This window comes from Duganella radicis, assembly GCF_009720825.1.
Lineage (GTDB): Bacteria > Pseudomonadota > Gammaproteobacteria > Burkholderiales > Burkholderiaceae_D > Rugamonas > Rugamonas radicis.
Window position 1 is genome coordinate 186775 of the sequence record NZ_WNKY01000003.1, and the last position, 17886, is coordinate 204660.

15 protein-coding genes and 1 pseudogene are annotated in these 17886 nt (G+C 65.6%); 10 read left to right on the forward strand and 6 right to left on the reverse strand.

The window, feature by feature from the left end; genetic code table 11:
- Nucleotides 1-40: 40 nt before the first annotated feature.
- Together GM676_RS05465 and GM676_RS05470 are read right to left on the reverse strand one after the other, a co-directional pair.
- Nucleotides 41-784, reverse strand: a complete 744-nt coding sequence (locus GM676_RS05465; protein WP_155462373.1) for an SDR family NAD(P)-dependent oxidoreductase — start codon at nt 782-784, stop codon at nt 41-43.
- 17 nt (nt 785-801) lie between these two features.
- Nucleotides 802-1209, reverse strand: coding sequence for a DoxX family protein (locus GM676_RS05470; protein ID WP_155462374.1), 408 nt, complete (start codon nt 1207-1209; stop codon nt 802-804).
- Nucleotides 1210-1301: 92 nt separating this feature from the next.
- Here GM676_RS05470 and GM676_RS05475 point away from each other — a divergent pair, with 92 nt between their 5' ends.
- Nucleotides 1302-1691: a winged helix-turn-helix transcriptional regulator gene (locus GM676_RS05475; protein ID WP_155462375.1), complete on the forward strand. Its 390-nt coding sequence runs from the start codon at nt 1302-1304 to the stop codon at nt 1689-1691.
- Between the two features lie 5 nt (nt 1692-1696).
- Here the strand turns inward: GM676_RS05475 and GM676_RS05480 are convergent, their stop codons facing one another.
- Nucleotides 1697-2587 carry a LysR family transcriptional regulator gene (locus tag GM676_RS05480; protein WP_155462376.1) on the reverse strand — a complete coding sequence of 297 codons (891 nt, stop codon included), beginning with the start codon at nt 2585-2587 and terminating at the stop codon, nt 1697-1699.
- A gap of 111 nt (nt 2588-2698) precedes the next feature.
- Here GM676_RS05480 and GM676_RS05485 point away from each other — a divergent pair, with 111 nt between their 5' ends.
- From GM676_RS05485 to GM676_RS05500, 4 genes are read left to right on the forward strand one after another with little or no spacing between them, the layout of a single operon-like run.
- Nucleotides 2699-3886, forward strand: coding sequence for an acyl-CoA dehydrogenase (locus GM676_RS05485; RefSeq protein WP_155462377.1), 1188 nt, complete (start codon nt 2699-2701; stop codon nt 3884-3886).
- Between the two features lie 5 nt (nt 3887-3891).
- A complete protein-coding gene (locus GM676_RS05490; RefSeq protein WP_155462378.1) occupies nt 3892-5130 on the forward strand; it encodes a CaiB/BaiF CoA transferase family protein in 1239 nt (412 codons plus the stop codon).
- A gap of 9 nt (nt 5131-5139) precedes the next feature.
- Entirely contained in the window at nt 5140-5892 is a 753-nt protein-coding gene (locus GM676_RS05495; protein WP_155462379.1) for an electron transfer flavoprotein subunit beta/FixA family protein, read from the forward strand.
- 10 nt (nt 5893-5902) lie between these two features.
- Nucleotides 5903-6832 (forward strand): electron transfer flavoprotein subunit alpha/FixB family protein, encoded by a 930-nt coding sequence (locus GM676_RS05500; protein ID WP_155462380.1) that lies wholly within the window; start codon nt 5903-5905, stop codon nt 6830-6832.
- A gap of 7 nt (nt 6833-6839) precedes the next feature.
- Here GM676_RS05500 and GM676_RS05505 read toward each other — a convergent pair whose 3' ends face one another.
- The 3 genes from GM676_RS05505 to GM676_RS05515 form a co-directional block, all read right to left on the reverse strand.
- A complete protein-coding gene (locus tag GM676_RS05505; protein ID WP_155462534.1) occupies nt 6840-8240 on the reverse strand; it encodes an efflux transporter outer membrane subunit in 1401 nt (466 codons plus the stop codon).
- Nucleotides 8241-8329: 89 nt separating this feature from the next.
- A complete protein-coding gene (locus GM676_RS05510; RefSeq protein ID WP_155462381.1) occupies nt 8330-11407 on the reverse strand; it encodes an efflux RND transporter permease subunit in 3078 nt (1025 codons plus the stop codon).
- Nucleotides 11400-12527, reverse strand: coding sequence for an efflux RND transporter periplasmic adaptor subunit (locus GM676_RS05515; RefSeq protein ID WP_155462382.1), 1128 nt, complete (start codon nt 12525-12527; stop codon nt 11400-11402). Before GM676_RS05515 ends, GM676_RS05510 begins: the two co-directional genes overlap by 8 nt.
- 101 nt (nt 12528-12628) lie before the next feature.
- Here GM676_RS05515 and GM676_RS05520 point away from each other — a divergent pair, with 101 nt between their 5' ends.
- The 5 genes and pseudogenes from GM676_RS05520 (at nt 12629) to GM676_RS05540 (ending at nt 17141) form a co-directional block, all read left to right on the forward strand.
- Nucleotides 12629-13312 carry a response regulator transcription factor gene (locus GM676_RS05520; protein ID WP_155462383.1) on the forward strand — a complete coding sequence of 228 codons (684 nt, stop codon included), beginning with the start codon at nt 12629-12631 and terminating at the stop codon, nt 13310-13312.
- Nucleotides 13305-14693 carry a sensor histidine kinase gene (locus GM676_RS05525; protein WP_155462384.1) on the forward strand — a complete coding sequence of 463 codons (1389 nt, stop codon included), beginning with the start codon at nt 13305-13307 and terminating at the stop codon, nt 14691-14693. The genes GM676_RS05520 and GM676_RS05525 overlap by 8 nt, the downstream gene beginning before the upstream one ends.
- Before the next feature lie 47 nt (nt 14694-14740).
- Nucleotides 14741-15170, forward strand: a pseudogene (locus GM676_RS05530) (DUF4172 domain-containing protein); the annotation flags it as partial.
- Between the two features lie 184 nt (nt 15171-15354).
- Complete coding sequence (locus tag GM676_RS05535) at nt 15355-16074, forward strand: DUF6088 family protein (RefSeq protein WP_155462385.1); 720 nt, start codon at nt 15355-15357, stop codon at nt 16072-16074.
- A complete protein-coding gene (locus tag GM676_RS05540) occupies nt 16071-17141 on the forward strand; it encodes a nucleotidyl transferase AbiEii/AbiGii toxin family protein (RefSeq protein WP_155462386.1) in 1071 nt (356 codons plus the stop codon). Before GM676_RS05535 ends, GM676_RS05540 begins: the two co-directional genes overlap by 4 nt.
- Nucleotides 17142-17886: the final 745 nt, after the last annotated feature.

A 17886-nucleotide genomic window follows, 5' to 3' on the forward strand; every position in this document is an offset into this window, starting at 1 on the left:
CCATTGCTCGCTGGCGGACGTTTCCTGTTATTTTCGCAAATCAGCGGGCGCTGTCGATGATGGAGCCGCCATCAGGGGTGAGGCTTGATCCGGTGATGAATTGGCTGTCTTTGCTGGCCAGGAAGAGCACGACCGGCGCGATGTCTTCTTCTGGCGATCCATACCGGCCAAGAGGATTGGTCGGTGCCGGCACATTGGCTTCCGGGCCCCATGTCTCGGCGACGGGCAGTACGTTGTTCACGGTGATTTTATCGGCAGCCCATTCGCGCGCGGCGGTTCGCGTCAGCGCGCGTACCGCCTCTTTCGCCATGTTGTAGGGGCCATACCCGGCCAGGCCGACCACACCGGCCATGGAGCCGAAGTTGATGATGCGTCCCTCGCCACTCTTTTTGAGGTGGGGGTAGGCCGCCTGCATGGCGCGCAGATAGGCGACCGGGCCCAGGTCGAAGTTGCGCTGTAGCTGTTCAGCCGACAGGTCGAGAATGGATGAGAAGGGCGCACTTGGATCGAAGGCGTTGTTGACGAGGATGTCGATGCCGCCGTACAAGGACGCCACTTTCTCGATTGCCGCCTTGAGTTGTTCCGCGTTGCCGATATCGCACGGGATGCCAACCGCAGTGCCGCCGGTCGCCGTAATGCTGGCCACGACAGCGTCCACGTTCGCGGGTGTGAGCGACAGCACCGCCACTTTGGCTCCCTCCGCTGCGAACAATTTGGCGGTGGCACGGCCGATGCCGCGCCCCGCGCCGGTGACGATGGCTACTTTTCCGGTAAGTCGGGACATGAGTTTCTCCTTTGCAGTTAAGAATGGCTTGGTTGGATTGCCGCGGTCACGCCATAAGGCGAGGGGATGTCGCGGGCAATGTTTTGGGTGGTGAACGAGACGATCAGCAGCACGAGGCCAACCGCCGCCGGCAGCGCGCCCTTGGGTTTGCGGACGCCGAGATGCGCCGAACCGGACAACAGCAGGTGGTAGAACATGCCGGCATAGGCCAGGTCGCTCAGCGGCACGCTGTAGCGCGACAGGATGGCCAGCGGCCCCAGCACTTTCACGACTGCCATCAGCGGCACAAGGTAGCTGGCCGGATAGTTCAGCTCGCGCAGGGTTTGAAGCACCCAATCTTTTCTGACGATGTATAGCGTCGAGGACGCCAGATAGAGCAATGCCAGTAAGGCGGTACTAATCCAGTATGCGTAGGTTGCAGCCATGAGTGGGTTCCTTGAGTTGATTCAGTAGACTTGCCTGAATCATGTCGGCTAATATGAAACCCCGCAAGTAGGATGAAAAAATGGCTCATAGTATGAAAAACCAGACTAATGGAAGCGCCGATATCAACATGCACGACGAGATGAGACGCGCGTTCTCTCTGCTTTCCGGCAAGTGGAAGCTGGAGATCATGTGGTTGCTGAACCAGCGGGTCTATCGCTTTGGCGAGTTGCGCAAAGCGATTCCGGGCATCACTCAGCACATGTTGACGGCGCAGCTGCGCGAGCTGGAGGCGGATGGCCTGGTGTTGCGCACGGTGTTCGCGGAGGTGCCGCCCCGTGTCGAGTACGAGATAACGGCCAAGGCGCGCGGCCTGGGGCCGACCATGGAGGCGCTGGCGGCCTGGTGGGAGAAGTACGGTAAAACTGTGCCTGAACGGCCCTCGACGCGCGGACGCCGCGCCAAGCCTGCGGCGCCGAAGTAGATGGTTTAATCCAGTCCCCTCAACTGGCGATACTCCCGCGCCTGCGCTTCCAGCCAGGAGCGGAAGGCGGTCAACGCCTGGTTTTCCGATTTCTGCTCCGGATAGGTGAGGTAGTAGGAGCGGCCGCTCATGTATTCGTGCTTGGACGCCAGCACCAGCACGCCGCGTTCCAGTTCGTCATCGATCAGAAAGCGCGGCAGCAGGGCGATCCCCATGCCGTGCGCCGCCGCCTCGGCCAGCATCGAGAACAGCTCGAAGCGCGGGCCGCTCATGTCGCCTTCCACTTCCATGCCGCGCGTGGCGAACCAGTCGCGCCACACGTAGGGCCGGGTGCTGGATTGCAGCAGCGTGTGGCGGCGCCAGTCCGGCCGACCCAGCGATGGGCTGCACACCGCCACCAGCTGTTCGCGCATCAGAAACACGCCCTCGGTGCCCGGCCAGGTGGCTTCGCCGGCGTAGATCGCCGCGTCCAGCGGCGTTTCATCGAACAGGAAGGGCCGGGTGCGCGAGCTGAGGTTGATGGTGATGCCCGGATGCTGGCGCGCAAACAGCGGCAGACGAGGCAGCAGCCATTTGGTGGCGAAGGTCGGCACCACACCCAGTTCAAGCGCGCCGCCGGCGCCGCCCTTGGCCATCAGTTCCAGCACGTCGCGCTCCACTTCGTCCAGCCGGCTGGTGACCTTGCGGCTGTACTCGGCGCCGGCGTCGGTCAGCACCACGCCACGGCGGCTGCGGCGGAACAGCGCCACGCCGAGGAACTCCTCCAGCGTGCCGATCTGCCGGCAGATCGCGCTTTGCGTCAGCGCCAGTTCGTCGGCGGCCTTGGTGAAGCTCTGGTGGCGCGCCGCCGCCTCGAATGCCGACAGGGCGGCGGTGGAAGGAATCTTTCTGCGCATGGCGCTGTCTCCGGAGTGAGTTTTCCGCACAATTGAGTGCGAACAAATCGTTTGTCTGCCCAGATTATGCACGGTACATTGACTCATGACCAATCTTTTGAGGAACACGGAATGAGCTCCAAGCATAATTCGCCAGCATTTCAATGGGATGATCCACTGTTGCTGGACCAGCAGCTGACGGAAGAGGAACGCATGGTGCGCGATTCGGCGCGCGCGTATTGCCAGGATCGCCTACAGCCGCGCGTGCTGGAAGCGTTCCGCCACGAGAGCACCGACCCCGCCATCTTCCGCGAGATGGGCGAACTGGGCCTGCTGGGCGTGACGATTCCGGAAGCCTATGGCGGCTCCGGCCTGAACTACGTCAGCTACGGCCTGGTGGCGCGCGAGGTGGAGCGCGTGGATTCCGGCTATCGCTCGATGATGAGCGTGCAGTCGTCGCTGGTGATGGTGCCGATCAACGAATTCGGCAGCGAGGCCACCAGGCAGAAATACCTGCCCAAGCTGGCCAGCGGCGAATGGATAGGCTGCTTCGGCCTGACCGAGCCTAATCACGGCTCCGATCCCGGCAGCATGCGCACCCGCGCCAGGAAGGTTCATGGCGGCTATGAACTCAGCGGCAGCAAGATGTGGATCACCAACAGCCCGATCGCCGATGTGTTCGTGGTGTGGGCCAAGGACGACGAGGGCGCGATTCGCGGCTTCGTGCTGGAGAAGGGCTGGCGCGGCCTGACGGCGCCGGCCATCCACGGCAAGGTCGGCCTGCGCGCCTCGATCACCGGTGAGATCGTAATGGACGATGTGTTCTGCCCGGAAGAGAATGCCTTCCCCGAGGTGCGTGGCCTGAAAGGCCCGTTCACCTGCCTGAACAGCGCGCGTTACGGCATCGCCTGGGGCGCGCTGGGCGCGGCCGAGGATTGCTGGCACCGCGCGCGCCAGTACACGCTGGACCGCGAACAGTTCGGCCGGCCATTGGCGGCCAACCAGTTGATCCAGAAAAAGCTGGCCGACATGCAGACGGAAATCACGCTGGGCCTGCAAGGCTGCCTGCGCCTGGGCCGGATGAAGGACGAGGGCACGGCGGCGGTCGAGATCACCTCCATCATGAAGCGCAATTCCTGCGGCAAGGCACTGGACATCGCCCGCCTGGCGCGCGACATGTTGGGCGGCAATGGCATCAGCGACGAATTCGGCGTCATCCGCCACATGGTCAACCTGGAGGTGGTCAATACCTACGAGGGCACGCACGACGTCCACGCGCTGATCCTGGGCCGCGCCATCACCGGCATCGCCGCCTTCTGACGACCATGCGGAGCATGCTGCAAGCGGGGGCGCTGGCCGGCCTCAAGGTGCTGGACCTGTCGCGCGTGCTGGCCGGTCCGTGGTCGGGCCAACTGCTGGCCGATCTGGGCGCGGACGTGGTCAAGGTCGAGCGTCCCGGCGCTGGCGACGATACCCGCGCCTGGGGGCCGCCATGGCTGAAAGACCAGTTGGGGGCGCCGACCGGCGAGTCGGCCTATTACCTGTGCGCCAACCGCAACAAGCGCTCGGTGACCATCGACCTCGGCCAGCCGGAAGGCCGGCGCCTGGTACGCGAGCTGGCGGCGCAGGCTGACGTGGTGATAGAGAATTTCAAGGTCGGCGGCCTGCGCCAGTATGGCCTGGATTACGACAGCCTGAAGGAAGTCAATCCGCGCCTGATCTACTGCTCGATCACCGGCTTCGGCCAGGATGGTCCCTACGCCGCGCGCGCCGGCTACGACTTCCTGATCCAGGGCATGGGCGGGCTGATGAGCCTGACCGGCCAGCCCGATACGGTGGAGGGCGGCGGCCCGGTCAAGGTGGGCGTGGCACTGACCGACGTCATGACCGGGCTGTACGCCACGGTGGCTGTGCTGGCCGCGTTGGCGCACCGCCAGCACAGCGGCGCCGGCCAGCATATCGACCTGGCGCTGCTGGATGTGCAGATCGCCTGCCTGGCCAATCAGGCCTCGAACTATCTGGTGGGCGGAGTGGTACCCGGCCGCATGGGCAACGCCCATCCGAACATCGTGCCCTACCAGGAATTCGCCACCGCCGACGGCTATATGATCATCGCGGTCGGCAACGACGGGCAGTTCGCCAATTGCTGCCAGGTGCTCGGTCATCCGCAATGGGCGGCAGACGAGCGCTACGCCAGCAACGCGCAGCGGGTGCGGCACCGGCAGGAGCTGGCCGCCGGCATGCACCGCGTGACAGTCACGCGCACCACCGCCGAATGGATCGCGGCGATGGAGGCGGCCGGCGTGCCCTGCGGCCCGATCAACACGTTGGACCAGGTGTTCGCCGATCCGCAGGTGCGGGCGCGCGGCATGCGGATCGAGCTCGATCATCCGCTGGGCGGCAAGGTGCCGCTGGTGGCCAATCCGATTCATCTGTCGGCCTCGCCGGTGCAATACCACAGCGCGCCGCCGGCGCTGGGCGCCCATACCGACGAGGTGCTGGCCGAGTGGCTGGCGCTGGACAGCGGGCGATTGGCCGCGTTGCGCGCCGCCAAAACTATTTAAGGAGACAACATGAAGGTGCTGGTTGCAGTGAAGCGGGTGGTGGACTTCAACGTCAAGGTGCGGGTCAAGGCCGATGGCTCGGGCGTGGATATCGCCAATGCCAAGATGGCGATGAATCCCTTCGATGAAATCGCAGTGGAGGAGGCGGTGCGCCTGAAGGAGGCCGGCCTGGCCAGCGAGGTGGTGGCAGTGTCCTGTGGCGGTCCGGCCTGCCAGGAGACGCTGCGCACGGCCATGGCGATCGGCGCCGACCGCGCCATCCTGGTCGAGAGCGAAGCCGAGTTGCAGCCGCTGGCGGTGGCCAAGCTGCTGGCGGCGGTGGCGGCGCTGGAGCAGCCGCGGCTGATCGTGCTGGGCAAGCAGGCCATCGACGACGATTGCAACCAGACCGGCCAGATGCTGGCGGCACTGCTGGCGTGGCCGCAAGCCACTTTCGCCTCGAAGCTGGCGCTGGAGGCCGGCCGGGCGCTGGTGACGCGCGAGGTGGACGGCGGCCTGGAAAGTCTGGCGCTGCCGCTGCCGGCGGTGGTCACCACCGACCTGCGCCTGAACGAGCCGCGCTATGTCACGCTGCCCAACATCATGAAGGCCAAGAAGAAAGCGCTCGACACCATGACGCCGGCCGACCTGGGCGTCGATGTGGCGCCGCGCCTGCACACGCTGAAGGTGGCCGAGCCGGCGCAGCGGCCGTCGGGCGTGCGGGTGGCCGATGTGCAAACGCTGGTGGCCAAGTTGAAGAACGAAGCCAAAGTCATCGCCTAGGAGAAGATTCATGACCGTACTCGTTATTGCAGAACACGATAATGTGCAATTGAAGAGCAGCACCTTGCACACTGTCAGCGCCGCCATGCAGTGTGGCGGCGAGGTGCACATCCTGGTGGCGGGTCACCGCTGCGGCGACGTCAGCGCGGCGGCCGCGCGCGTGGCCGGCGTGGCCAGGGTGCTGCTGATCGACGCGCCTTATCTGGCCGATGGCCTGGCTGAAAATGTCGCCGAGCAGGTGCTGGCGGTGGCGCGCGGTTACAGCCACATCCTGGCGCCGGCCACGGCCTATGGCAAGAACATCGCGCCGCGCGTGGCCGCCCGGCTCGACGTGGCCCAGGTGTCGGAAATTACCGCCGTGCTGGCGCCGGACACCTTCGAGCGCCCCATCTACGCCGGCAACGCCATCGCCACGGTGCGCTCGTCCGACCCGGTGAAGGTGATCACCGTGCGCGGCACCGGCTTCGATGCCGCCGCCACCGGCCCGGCGGCGCCGGTCGACAGCCCGTCGCCGGCCGCCGACACCGGCAAGTCGGCTTTCGTCGGGCGCGAGCTGGCCCGGTCGGACCGGCCGGAGCTGACCGGCGCGCGCATCGTCGTCTCGGGCGGGCGCGGCATGGGCTCCGGCGAGAATTTCAAGATCCTGGAACCGCTGGCGGACAAGCTGGGCGCGGCGATGGGCGCCTCGCGCGCGGCGGTGGACGCCGGCTTTGTGCCCAATGACTGGCAGGTTGGCCAGACCGGCAAGATCGTCGCTCCGGCGCTGTACATCGCGGTCGGCATCTCGGGGGCGATCCAGCATCTGGCCGGCATGAAGGATTCAAAAACCATCGTCGCCATCAACAAGGACCCGGAGGCGCCCATCTTTGCCATCGCCGACTATGGCATCGTCGGCGACCTGTTCGAACTGGTGCCGCAACTGACCGCCGAACTGGGATAGGCGCGGCTCACGGCGTCTCATCCCGCCAGCCGCCGCCCAGCGCCTGGAACAGCGCCACTGTGTCGGCATAGCGGCTGGCTTGCGCCTGGATCAGGCTGATCGAGGCTTGCTGCCACGCCTGACCCGCCTGCAGCACTGGCGGATAGGCGCTCAGGCCCAGTTGCCATTGGCGCTGGGCGATGCGCCAGCTGGTGCGGGTGGCCTGTTCGGCGCGCTGCGCGGCCTGGACGGCGCGGGCGTCGGCGTCGATCGCGTGCAGGGTGTCGGCCACGTCCTGGAAGGCGGTCAGCACGGTGGCACGGTATTGCGCGGCGGCCTGGTCGTAGGCCGCTTCCGCCGCGCGCTGCTGGTGCAGCAGCGTGCCGCCACGGAACAGCGGCTGCACCAGGTCCGCGCCGATGCTCCAGAAGCCGGTGCCGGACTTGAACAGGGTGCCGGCGTCCAGCGCCGAACTGCCCATGCTGGCCGTCAGCGCGATATTGGGCAGGCGCGCCGCTTTGGCGATGCCGATCTGCGCCGATGCCGCCTGCAACTGCGCTTCGGCCGCGCGGATGTCGGGCCGCTGTTCGACCAGCCTGGCCGGCACGCTGAGCGGCAGCTCGGCCGCCAGCACCAATTTGCTGAAGTCGAGACGCTGGGCGACGCCTTCGCTTGGGTAGCGCCCGGCCAGCACAGCCAGCAGGTCTTGCTGCTGGACCAGCTGTTTTTCCAACGGCGGCAGTTGCGCTTCCACCTGGGCCTGCGCCGCCTCCTGCGCCGCCACGTCCGCCGCACCCAACTGGCCGGCTTTCTGCTGCTTGCGCACCGCCTCCAGTTGCTGTTGTGCTTGCGATGCCAGTTCCCGCATGGCGCTGAGCTGGGCGCGCAGCGAGGCTTCCTCGATGGCGGCGTTGGCCACGCTGGCGGCCAGCGTCAGGCGCGCCGCCTCACGCTGGAAGCGTGCCACGTCCGCTTGCGCGCAGGCCGCTTCCACCTGCCGCCGCGCGCCGCCGAACACGTCCGGCGTGTAGCCGATGTTGAGCTGGGCCGTGTGCAGGGTGTACAGATTGGTGCCCGAGGCGGTGGGGCTGGACAGGGTGCCGGCCACGCGCTGGCGGCTCGGTTGCAGGTGCAGGTCGGCGCTGGGGAAGTAGGCGCCGCGCTGGGCCGCCGCCGTCTCGCGCGCCGCGCGCAGGGCGGCGTCGGCCGCTTGCAGGTCCGGGTTGCTTTGCAGCGCGGCGGCCACCAGCTGGTTCAGGTCTTCCGAGCCGAACACCGTCCACCACTGCGCGGCGACTTCCTTGCCGGCGATCAGGCGCTGGTCGGCCGGACCGGCCAGCGGTTCGGCGGTGTAGCTGGCCACGGCCGGCGCGGCAGGGCGCACGTAGTCGGGGCCGGCCGCGCAGCCGCTCAGCAGCAAGGCCAGCATCAGCTTGGCCAGCACGGTCGCCAGCGTGGCAGCCGGCGCGCCGGCCAGCGGCGCCGCCAGCGCGCCAATGCGGATGGTCAGGGCCTTGATCATGCTTGCTCTCCTTGGCCGTAGCGTTGTTCGATCAGGTAGTACAGCGCCGGCAGCAGCACCAGCGTCAGCACGGTGGCCGTCACCAGGCCGCCGACCACCACTGTGGCCAGCGGGCGCTGGACGTCGCTGCCCAGGCCGTGCGCCAGCGCCGCCGGCACCAGGCCCAGCGCGGCCACGGTGGCGGTGGTCAGCACCGGCCGCACGCGCTCGCGGGCGCCATTGATGACGGCGCTGCGCAGGTCGCCGGGCAGTTGCTGGCGCCAGTGGTTCAGGCTGGCCAGCATCACCACCGCGTTCAGCACCGATACGCCAAACAGCGCGATGAAGCCGACCGCCGACGAGACGTTGAGCGTCATGCCGCGCAGTTGCAGCGCCACCAGCCCGCCCAGCAGCGACAGCGGCACCGCCAGCAGGATCAGGCCCGGCTGGCGCAGGTTGCCGAAGGCCGAGAACAGCAGCACAAACATCAGCGCCAGCACGGCCGGCACGATCACCGCCAGACGGGCCTGGGCGCGCTGCTGGTTTTCAAACTGGCCGCCCCAGCTGATCTGGTAGCGCGCGTGGTCGTACGGAATCTCGCGGGCGATGCGGCCTTGCGCCTCGGCCAGGAAGGACGACAGGTCGCGTCCGCGCAGATTGGTGCGCACCGTCAGGTGGCGCCGGTTCATCTCGCGCGTGATGGTGGTTTCGCCCTCGGCCAGGCGGATGTGCGCCACCTGCGCCAGCGCCACGTGGGCGCCGTTGGCGGCGTTCAGCACCAGGTCGCCGATGGCTTGCGGGTCGTTGCGGGTGGGGCCGCTGAAGCGCGCCGCCACGTCGTAGCTGCGGTCGTCCACATAGACTTGCGCCACCGGGCTGCCGCCGATGCCGGTCTGGATCAGCGCCATCACGTCGGCCACGTTGATGCCGAGGCGGGCCGCGGCGGCACGGTCGACGTCGATGCGCACCTGCGGCAGCGGCGGTTCCTGGTCGATGATCACGTCCTGCGCGCCCGGCACGGTGCGCAGCAGGTGCTCGACCGCGCTGGCCAGCTTGCGGGTGGCGTGGAAGTCGTCGCCGTAGACCTTGACCACCAGGTCGCTGTGGGCGCCGGCCAGCTTGTCCAGCACGCCGTCGATCATCGGCTGCGAGAAGCCGACCTCGGTGCGCGGCAATTGCTTGTAGCGCGCCGCCAGCTTGTCGATCAGGTCTTGCTTGCTCATGCCGGACGGCCACTCGCTGTACGGCCGCAAGGTCACCGCGCATTCGATGTGCGAAGGCGTGAACGGGTCGGTGCCTTCGTCGTTGCGGCCCAGCTGGGTGACCACGTGGGCCACCTGCGGCTCTTGCAGGGTGGCGGCGCGCAGGGCGTCGGCCATGGCGGTGGCCTTGGTCAGCGAAATGCCGGGCGGCAGCGTGACTTGCAGCCAGATCGAGCCCTCGTCCAGCGTCGGCAGGAAGTCGCGGCCGATGGCGCCGCCCACCAGCACCACCGCCGCCAGCGTGGCGCCGGCGATGGCCAGCACCAGTTTCGACTTGCCCACCAGTCGTTGCAGCAGCGCCTCGTAACGCGGCATCAGCCATTCCAGCACCGGATTATGGAAAATCTTGCGCGGCTTGCGGAACGCCCAGAAGGCCAGGCCCGGAATCAGCATCACGGTCATCAGCAGCGCCCCCAGCAGGGCGAAACCGACCGCGAACGCCATCGGCGAGAACAGCTTGTATTCGATGCGCTGGAAGGCGAACAGCGGCAGGTAGGCGATCATGATCACCAGCATGCCAAAGCAGGTCGGCTTCATCACTTGCAGGGCGGCGTGCACGGCGTCGCGGCCGGACAGCAGGCCCTCCGGCTGCTCCTCGCGCCGGCGCAGGATGGCTTCCAGCACGAAGATGGCGCCGTCGACGATGATGCCGAAGTCGATCGCGCCCAGCGACAGCAGGTTGGCCGGGATCTTGAAGTGATGCATCAGGATGAAGGCCGCCATCAGCGATACCGGAATGGTGGCCGCCGCGATCAGCGCCGCGCGCGGGCTGCCCAGGAACAGCACCAGCACCAGCGTCACCAGCACCACGCCTTCCACCAGCGTCTTGCCGACCGTGTGCACGGTGGCGTCCACCAGCGTGCTGCGGTCCATGTAGGGCACCACCTTGACGTCCTTGGGCAGCAGGTGCTCGTTGAGGTCCTGCACCGCCGCGTGCACGCCGGCGATCACGTTCGACGGGTTCTCGTGCTTCAACAGCAGCACCACACCGGACACGGTGTCGGAGCGCTTGTCCTTGCCCAGCACGCCGTGGCGCTCCTGCTGGCCCAGCGTGACGTTGCCCAGGTCCTTGACCAGCACCGGCACGCCGTTCTTTTGCGCCACCACCACGTTGCCGAGGTCGTCCAGGCTGCGGATCAGGCCGACCCCGCGCACCACCAGCCCCTGTTCGCCGCGCGTCAGCACGCTGCCGCCGGCGTTGGCGTTGTTGGCGGCGATGGCCTGCGTGATCTGCGCCAGCGACAGGTTGTACTTGGACAGCTTGGCCGGATCGAACTCCAGCAGGAACTGCGTGGTCAGCCCGCCGAAATTGCTGACGTCGACCACGCCGGCCGCCTGTTTCAGGCGCGGGATCACGGTCCAGCGCTGCAATTCCGACAGCGAGCGCAGGTCGCGGCTGTTCGATTCCAGCGTGTAGCGGTAGATCTCGCCGATGGGCGAGGTCAGGGCGTCGAGCGAGGGCTGGGCGCCATACGGCAGCGTCACGCCGGCGATGCGTTCCTGCAAGCGCTGGCGCGACCAGTAGTCTTCCGCGCCGTCCTCGAACACCACGGTGATCAGCGACAGGCCGAAGGTGGACTTGGAACGCATCACGTGCATGCCGGGCGTGCCCATGATCTCGCGCTCCAGCGGAATGGTGATCTGCTGCTCGACTTCCTCGGCGGCCAGGCCATTGACCTGGGTGACCACCTGCGAGGTGACGTCGGCGATATCGGGATAGGCTTCCAGCGGCAGTTGGGTCCAGCAGTAGCCGCCGTACAGCGCGGCCAGCGCGAACACCAGCGAGACGATGCCGCGCCGCTTGAAGCACAGGGTGACCAGGCGATCAATCATTGAGCAGCACTCCATCCTTGGTGACGATACGCTCGCCCGGCTTGAGGCCGGCCAGCACCTCCACCTGTTCGCCGATCTGCGCGCCCAACTGGAGGTCGCGCGGGACGAACTGCCACGGCTTGACTTCGACGAAGGTGCGGCTGGTAAAGCCGCTCTGGATCACCGCGCTCATCGGCACCAGCAGACCCTGGTGCGGGCGCGCCAGCAGCGTGGCTTCGGCGAACATGCCCGGTTTCAGGCGGCCGTCGCGGTTGTCGAAGGGCAGGCGGACCTTGATGGTGCGGGTGTCGGGGTCCAGCATCTCGCCGATGTAGCGCACTTGGCCGGTGAGCGGCTGCGGCCAGGCGTCCAGCTTGATGCTGGCCTGCTGGCCGACGTAGAGCTGGGCCAGGTCTTTTTCCTGCGCGCTGGCGCTGATGAAGACGCGCGACAGGTCGGCCACTGTCATCAGCGGCGCGCTGGCGTCGTTCCACCAGGCGCCGGCGGCGGCGGCCAGCTCGACCACGCGGCCGGCGATCGGCGCACGCACCGCGATGCGGCTGCCGCTGCTGCCAGTGCCGCCACGTGCGCCCAGCTGGGCCAGGCGGGCGGCGGCGCGGACCGCTTCGGCGGCGGCGCTGTCGTAGTCGCCTTGCGCCTGCTCGACATCGCGTTTTGCGGCCAGCTCCGACTGCGCCATTTCCTGCTGGCGTTGCAGGTTGCGCTGGGCCAGGCTGAGCGCGGCCTGCGCCTTGGCGTGGTCGGCGCCGGCCTGCGCCATGTCCGCCGCGTCGATGGTGAACAGCACTTCGCCGGCTTGTACCGTGTCGCCCAGCTGCTTGTTGAGGCTGACGATGCGTCCGGCCAGCGGCGGTGCCACCTTGACCAGACGGCCCGGATCGGCTTCCACCAGCGCCGGCAGCGTGAATGGCGCGGCGATGCTTTGTTCGTCGATGGTGCTGACCGCCAGCGAGCGCCGCAGCGGCGACTGCTCGGGGATACGCAGCAGATCGCCTTCGTGCAGCAGCGATGGCGTGTCCTCGGCGGCAGGCGTCTCTTTGGCGTGGCTGCCGTACAGGCGCAGCGCGGCCGCGACCAGCAGGCCGGACAGGATCAGTTTGAACAGGGTGGCTGGTTTCATGGTGGTTCTCCGAAAGTGCCGCCATGGTAGGGAAATTTGCTGCACTGCATCCTGAATTCTTCTTCAGGAACGGCTGGCCGGGCCGCTGCTATACTTGCCCCATGCACATATTGCTCGTAGAAGATGATCACAAAGCGGCACGGCTGCTGGCCCGTGGCCTGGAAGAGGAGGGGTACGTGGTCACGGTCGTCCATGCGGCGCACGAGGTCGAGGCCGTGGACCTGGCGCGCGCCGACCTCGCCATCCTCGACTGGATGTTGCCGGGCAAGGATGGCGTCACCCTGTGCCGTGAATGGCGCCAGCGCGGGCTGCCGCTGCCGGTGTTGATGCTGACCGCGCGCGACGCCCTGGCCGATCGCATCGCCGGCCTCAACACCGGGGCCGACGATTACCTGACCAAGCCGTTTGAATTCGATGAATTGCTGGCGCGCGTGCGGGCCTTGCTGCGGCGCGTGGTGCGGGCGGCGCCGGCCTTGCGTCAGGTGGCGGACATGACGGTCGATCCGCAGACCCATGAGGTGCGGCGCGCCGGCGTCAGCCTCGACCTGACGCCCAAGGAGTACGCCATCCTGGAATTCCTGCTGCAACACGTGGGCGAGGTGGTCAGCCGGCTGCAACTGGCCGAGCATGTCTGGCATGCCGACCTGATCGCCATCGACAACCTGATCGATGTCCACATGAAGAACCTGCGCCGCAAGGTCGACGCGCCGGGCAGCGCGGCGCTGATCGCCACCGTGCGCGGACGCGGCTTCCGCCTGGCGCCGCCGGAGGCGACCGATGCTTAGCCTGCGGCGCCGCCTGGTGCTGATGCACCTGATGGTCAGCGTGACGGCCATTTCCGCCACCGCCGCCGCCGGCTGGTGGCAGCTGTCGCGCTCGGTGCGCGGGCAGCTCGACTCGGCGCTGCTGGCGCTGGCCGATACCGAGGTCGGCATGCTGGCCGACACCCGGGGCGCCGCCGTGCGCGTGCACGAGGCGCCGGCCGGCAGCGCGCCGCTGTCGCTGACGCGGCTGGACCGGCTGGTGCAAATTGTCGATGGCCAGGGCCGGGTGCTGGCGCGCAGCGCCAACCTCGGCGATCAGCAATTGCCGGTGCCGCCGCGCTGGCTGGAGCAACTGGCGGCCGGCGAAACCGTGTTTGAGACGCTGCCCGATGCGCGCGAGGAGCCCTTGCGCGTGGTGTCGGTGCCGGCGCTGGTCGATGGCCGGCGCTACGCGGTGCAGGTGGCCGGTTCGCTGGACGATGCCGACCACATCCTGCAATCGGCGGCGATCCTGTTCGCGGCGATGGCGACCGCCTTGCTGGCGCTGGTCGGCTGGGCCGGGGCACGGCTGTCGCGCAAGACCATGGTGGCGATCGAAAACATCGTCGACCAGGCGCGCAAGATCGGCGACACCAGCCTGGACAGCCGCCTGCCGCATCCGGGCGACGATGACGAGATCGGCCATCTGGCCGACACCCTGAACGCCATGCTGGACCGCATCGAGCAGGCGTTCGAGGCGCAGCGGCGCTTCACGGCGGACGCCTCGCACGAGCTGCGCTCACCCCTGTCGCGGCTGCGCACCGAAATCGAAATCACCTTGCGCCGGCCGCGCAGCAACGAGGAATACATCACCGTCCTGCGCTCCTGCCTGGCCGAGGTCGGCGGGCTGACCATGCTGGTGGAGGAATTGCTGATGCTGGCGCGGCTGGACGCCGGCCAGCAGCTGGCGCAAGTGGAACTGGCGTCCTTGCAGGCGCTGGCCGGGGAAGCGGTCCAGCGCCTGAGCGCGCCGGCCGCCGAGCGCCGCATCCGCATCCTGCTACGGGATGAGTTGAGCGAGCCGGTGCAGGCCGACCGCGCGCCGGTCAGCCTGGTACTGCGCAACCTGCTGGAAAACGCCCTCAAGTTCTCGCCGGCCGACGGCCACATCACCGTGCGCCTCCAGCGCGGAGAGCAGGGCGTGACGCTGTCGGTGGAAGACCAGGGCGCCGGGATCGCCGAGCACGAACTACCGTTCCTGTTTGAACGCTTCTTCCGTGGCAGCGGCGCGCGCGCGGGCGAGGTGGACGGTGTCGGCCTGGGGCTGGCGCTGTCGCAGGCCATCATGCAAGCCTACGGCGGCAAGATCACGGCAGAGAACGCCACAACCGGCGGCGCCCGCTTCACACTCCACCTGCCTTAACCGGCACCGCGCTCGTCCCATGCGGCGAATAAGCGCATAATCTCCGCATGGAATGCGGAGATTACATCTGGCAGGCCGAGGATTGGCCTCGTTGGCGCTACGACCTGGCGGCGCTGGGGACGCGCATGTCCGAGGTGAGCCACGACCAGGGATATCTGCTTGGCCGGCTGGAAGAGGTGGGCTTGCTGCGCTGTTCCCGACCGGTTATTCCGGGTTGACCCGGATTCGTGTGGGCGCCTGGCGTGACGACGCCAGCGGCCCGATGCAAGTGGTCTCCGGCCCTGTCGGCCGCCAGCGCGTGTATTTTGAGGCGCCTCCCGCCGAGTGCATGGAGGCAGAAATGGCGCGCTTCCTTGGCTGATAAATAAAGCCTGATGACCCGCCCCTGATCAGGCGGGCCAGGCACACTTGTGGTTCCTGACCGTGCATCTGTTTGACGACGGCAACGGTCGCATCGACACCGCGCTACGCGACATCACGGATCTGCTGAACAGAGGCGCGCTGCGCAAGACCACCGCCGGACGGCCGCAGCACCGGCTACGAGCTGAATGGGCATAGCCCATGAGCCGATGCTCATGGTGTCTGAAATAAGCCTACAAATTTCGGACATTTTATTGTAATGTATCCGAAAAAAGTATATAAATATCGGACAGGAGAGGCAATGTCCCCACTCAAATCCCACATTTCAGCCTTGATCGAAGCAGCGGAACCCGGACAAGTTTGGGTGCCGACCGACTTTGCGCAGTTCGGCAGTCGTGATGCCATCGACAAAACGCTGCAGCGCATGGTGCAGGCGGGAGAGTTGCGTCGCATCGACAGGGGCCTATATGACAGGCCCAAGGTCAATAGCCTGACCAAACGTCCAACAACTCCAGATTATCGCGCCGTGGCGGAAGCCATTGCCCGTCGCGATCACCTGCGCCTATTAGTCGACGGCATGACCGCCGCCAATGATCTGGGCCTGACCAATGCGGTGCCGGCACGTGTCACCATCCATACCGACACCCGTCGCCGCGCAATTCAGCTAGACAAACTCACAATTGAATTCAAGCAGACCGCGCCCAGCCGTCTTTACTGGGCGGGGCGTCCGGCAATGCGTATCGTACAGGCGCTGCACTGGTTGAAAGACACTTTGACTTCCGAACACTCTTTTATCTTGAACAAGCTGACCAAAGTGCTGGCTGATCCGATTCACGGCGCGGCGCTACGCCAAGATCTGCTTGACGGTTTCCACATGTTGCCTGCGTGGATGCAGAGTTTGGTTCGTGAACTTCCCGGATGTGACCTGCAAACTGTGTTGACTGTAGCGCCTCAATCACCCGGCGATGAAAATCCACCATTCGCGCGACGCCGCGCTGTCAAGCACGTGGAGGTCCATTGAATCCGGCATTCCATTCCGTCATCGCCGCCAGCGATGCCGAGCGGCGAGACTTGTTTCTTGGCGCCTCAGCTCGCCTTGGTACAGCGGTTCAAAACATCGAGAAGGATTTCTGGGTCTGTTGGACACTGGATGCGCTGTTTAACGGCCTGGAAGCTGATGGCCCCCGCCTGTTGTTCAAGGGCGGTACTTCGCTCTCCAAGGCCTTTGGTCTCATTTCCCGCTTTTCCGAAGATATCGACATCGCAGTGTTTCGTGATGACTTGGGGCAGCGTGCCGAGATTGCCGACCTAGCCGCATTGAGCGGCAAGAAGCGCCGTGCACGCCTCGATGCCATCCACGATGCTTGCCAGGATTACATTACGGGGCCATTAACCGCACAGTTCACTCATCTTGCGGCATCTGTCATTCCCGAGGAGCGTTTTCGGCTGGAACCCGATCCCGACGACAAAGATAGTCAGAGCTTGCTGTTCTGGTATCCCGCAGTCACGGCCACCACTGGCGACTACATCCGCTCAGCCGTCAAGATAGAGGCCGGTGCTAAGTCCGCACTCGATCCGCATGTCGCCGCCTCCATCACGCCCTATGTCGCGCAGGACCTGCCAGACCTGGATTTGACCGTGGAAAATGTGATCACTGTGAAGCCTGAGCGTACCTTCTGGGACAAGGTCATGATCTTGCATGGACTACGTCAATGGCATGATCGTCGCGGTGAGCTACGACACGGCGGACAACGCGTCTCTCGCCACTACTATGACGTGCATCAACTGATGCAGGCGCCGTTGGCAGCCGCGTGGCAAACCGATCACGAGTTGGCGACCGACTGTGCTCACCATGCGAGGTTGTTCTTTGGTAGTGCCGATCTGGGGCTTGATGTTGCAGTACCCGGTGCGTTTACGCTAACGCCAAGTCCGGCGATGCGACAAGCACTTGAAAAAGATTATGAAGCAATGGCTGGCATGGTCTTCGGCGACGTTCCTCAATTCGACGCGGTGTTGCACAGCGCAGAACACGTCGAGCAGATCGTCAATGGCGCAGCAATGCCCGCGTTCACCATAAAAGGAACGTAACGATCATGAGCGACTACTTCAGTGGTCGAGAAAGTCTGACGTAATCCTTGCCTTTTCAATTTTGGTAACGGCACTGGATCAGCATCCTGTTGGAGCGCTGATGAATAGCAACATGGGCTAACGCACGCATTGGAATTTCGGCTTTCTCGGCTCGTCCTGCCTGTGTCTTCGAGAGCAAATCTTGCTGCGAGCTTTGAGCCAAATTTCACAGAACTATCGGCAAGATCGATGCTCCCAAGCCGATAACTACCTGATCCCCGTTTTTGTATTCCATAGACATTCCGGCACCATGCCAAGAATCGTTGTCGATCAGAGACTTAAGCTGCATCTCGGTTTAGCCGATGCAGTACAAGCGTCACTTCCAGTTGCCGACCAATTCCCCGAGCATTTGACACTGCTGGATTTTCATTCAACCCTTGGAAGAACCGTCGTTCGTCGCCCAACGAGTAAAAAGTCGTCAGATTAATTAATATTTTCATTAGTCTCTCAGTCTTCTATGTAATGCCTCGCTGTACTCGTGCGTAGCCGGATGGCCCGCCCGGACAACCGAAGGGGAGATACGCGTGACGAGAACGCAGCAGATATTTGGCTTAAAAGCTTCATTTCATTAAATCCCTACAAATTCCGACATTTTCCCAAGCGTCAGCTTGTGCTTGCTGATGACCTAATCTCCTCCACCCCAGCATTTCCCGTCCCGTTGTGCCCTCGCAGAAGCAAGGTCGCCCCGGCGAAGAGCACCATCTCT

Coding starts and splice junctions, on each gene's coding strand:
- GM676_RS05465 (WP_155462373.1), bottom strand. CDS start 784: ATGTCCCGACTTACCGGAAAAGTAGCCATCGTCACCGGCGCGGGGCGC.
- GM676_RS05470 (WP_155462374.1), bottom strand. CDS start 1,209: ATGGCTGCAACCTACGCATACTGGATTAGTACCGCCTTACTGGCATTG.
- GM676_RS05475 (WP_155462375.1), top strand. CDS start 1,302: ATGAAAAACCAGACTAATGGAAGCGCCGATATCAACATGCACGACGAG.
- GM676_RS05480 (WP_155462376.1), bottom strand. CDS start 2,587: ATGCGCAGAAAGATTCCTTCCACCGCCGCCCTGTCGGCATTCGAGGCG.
- GM676_RS05485 (WP_155462377.1), top strand. CDS start 2,699: ATGAGCTCCAAGCATAATTCGCCAGCATTTCAATGGGATGATCCACTG.
- GM676_RS05490 (WP_155462378.1), top strand. CDS start 3,892: ATGCGGAGCATGCTGCAAGCGGGGGCGCTGGCCGGCCTCAAGGTGCTG.
- GM676_RS05495 (WP_155462379.1), top strand. CDS start 5,140: ATGAAGGTGCTGGTTGCAGTGAAGCGGGTGGTGGACTTCAACGTCAAG.
- GM676_RS05500 (WP_155462380.1), top strand. CDS start 5,903: ATGACCGTACTCGTTATTGCAGAACACGATAATGTGCAATTGAAGAGC.
- GM676_RS05505 (WP_155462534.1), bottom strand. CDS start 8,240: ATGCTGGCCTTGCTGCTGAGCGGCTGCGCGGCCGGCCCCGACTACGTG.
- GM676_RS05510 (WP_155462381.1), bottom strand. CDS start 11,407: ATGATTGATCGCCTGGTCACCCTGTGCTTCAAGCGGCGCGGCATCGTC.
- GM676_RS05515 (WP_155462382.1), bottom strand. CDS start 12,527: ATGAAACCAGCCACCCTGTTCAAACTGATCCTGTCCGGCCTGCTGGTC.
- GM676_RS05520 (WP_155462383.1), top strand. CDS start 12,629: ATGCACATATTGCTCGTAGAAGATGATCACAAAGCGGCACGGCTGCTG.
- GM676_RS05525 (WP_155462384.1), top strand. CDS start 13,305: ATGCTTAGCCTGCGGCGCCGCCTGGTGCTGATGCACCTGATGGTCAGC.
- GM676_RS05535 (WP_155462385.1), top strand. CDS start 15,355: ATGTCCCCACTCAAATCCCACATTTCAGCCTTGATCGAAGCAGCGGAA.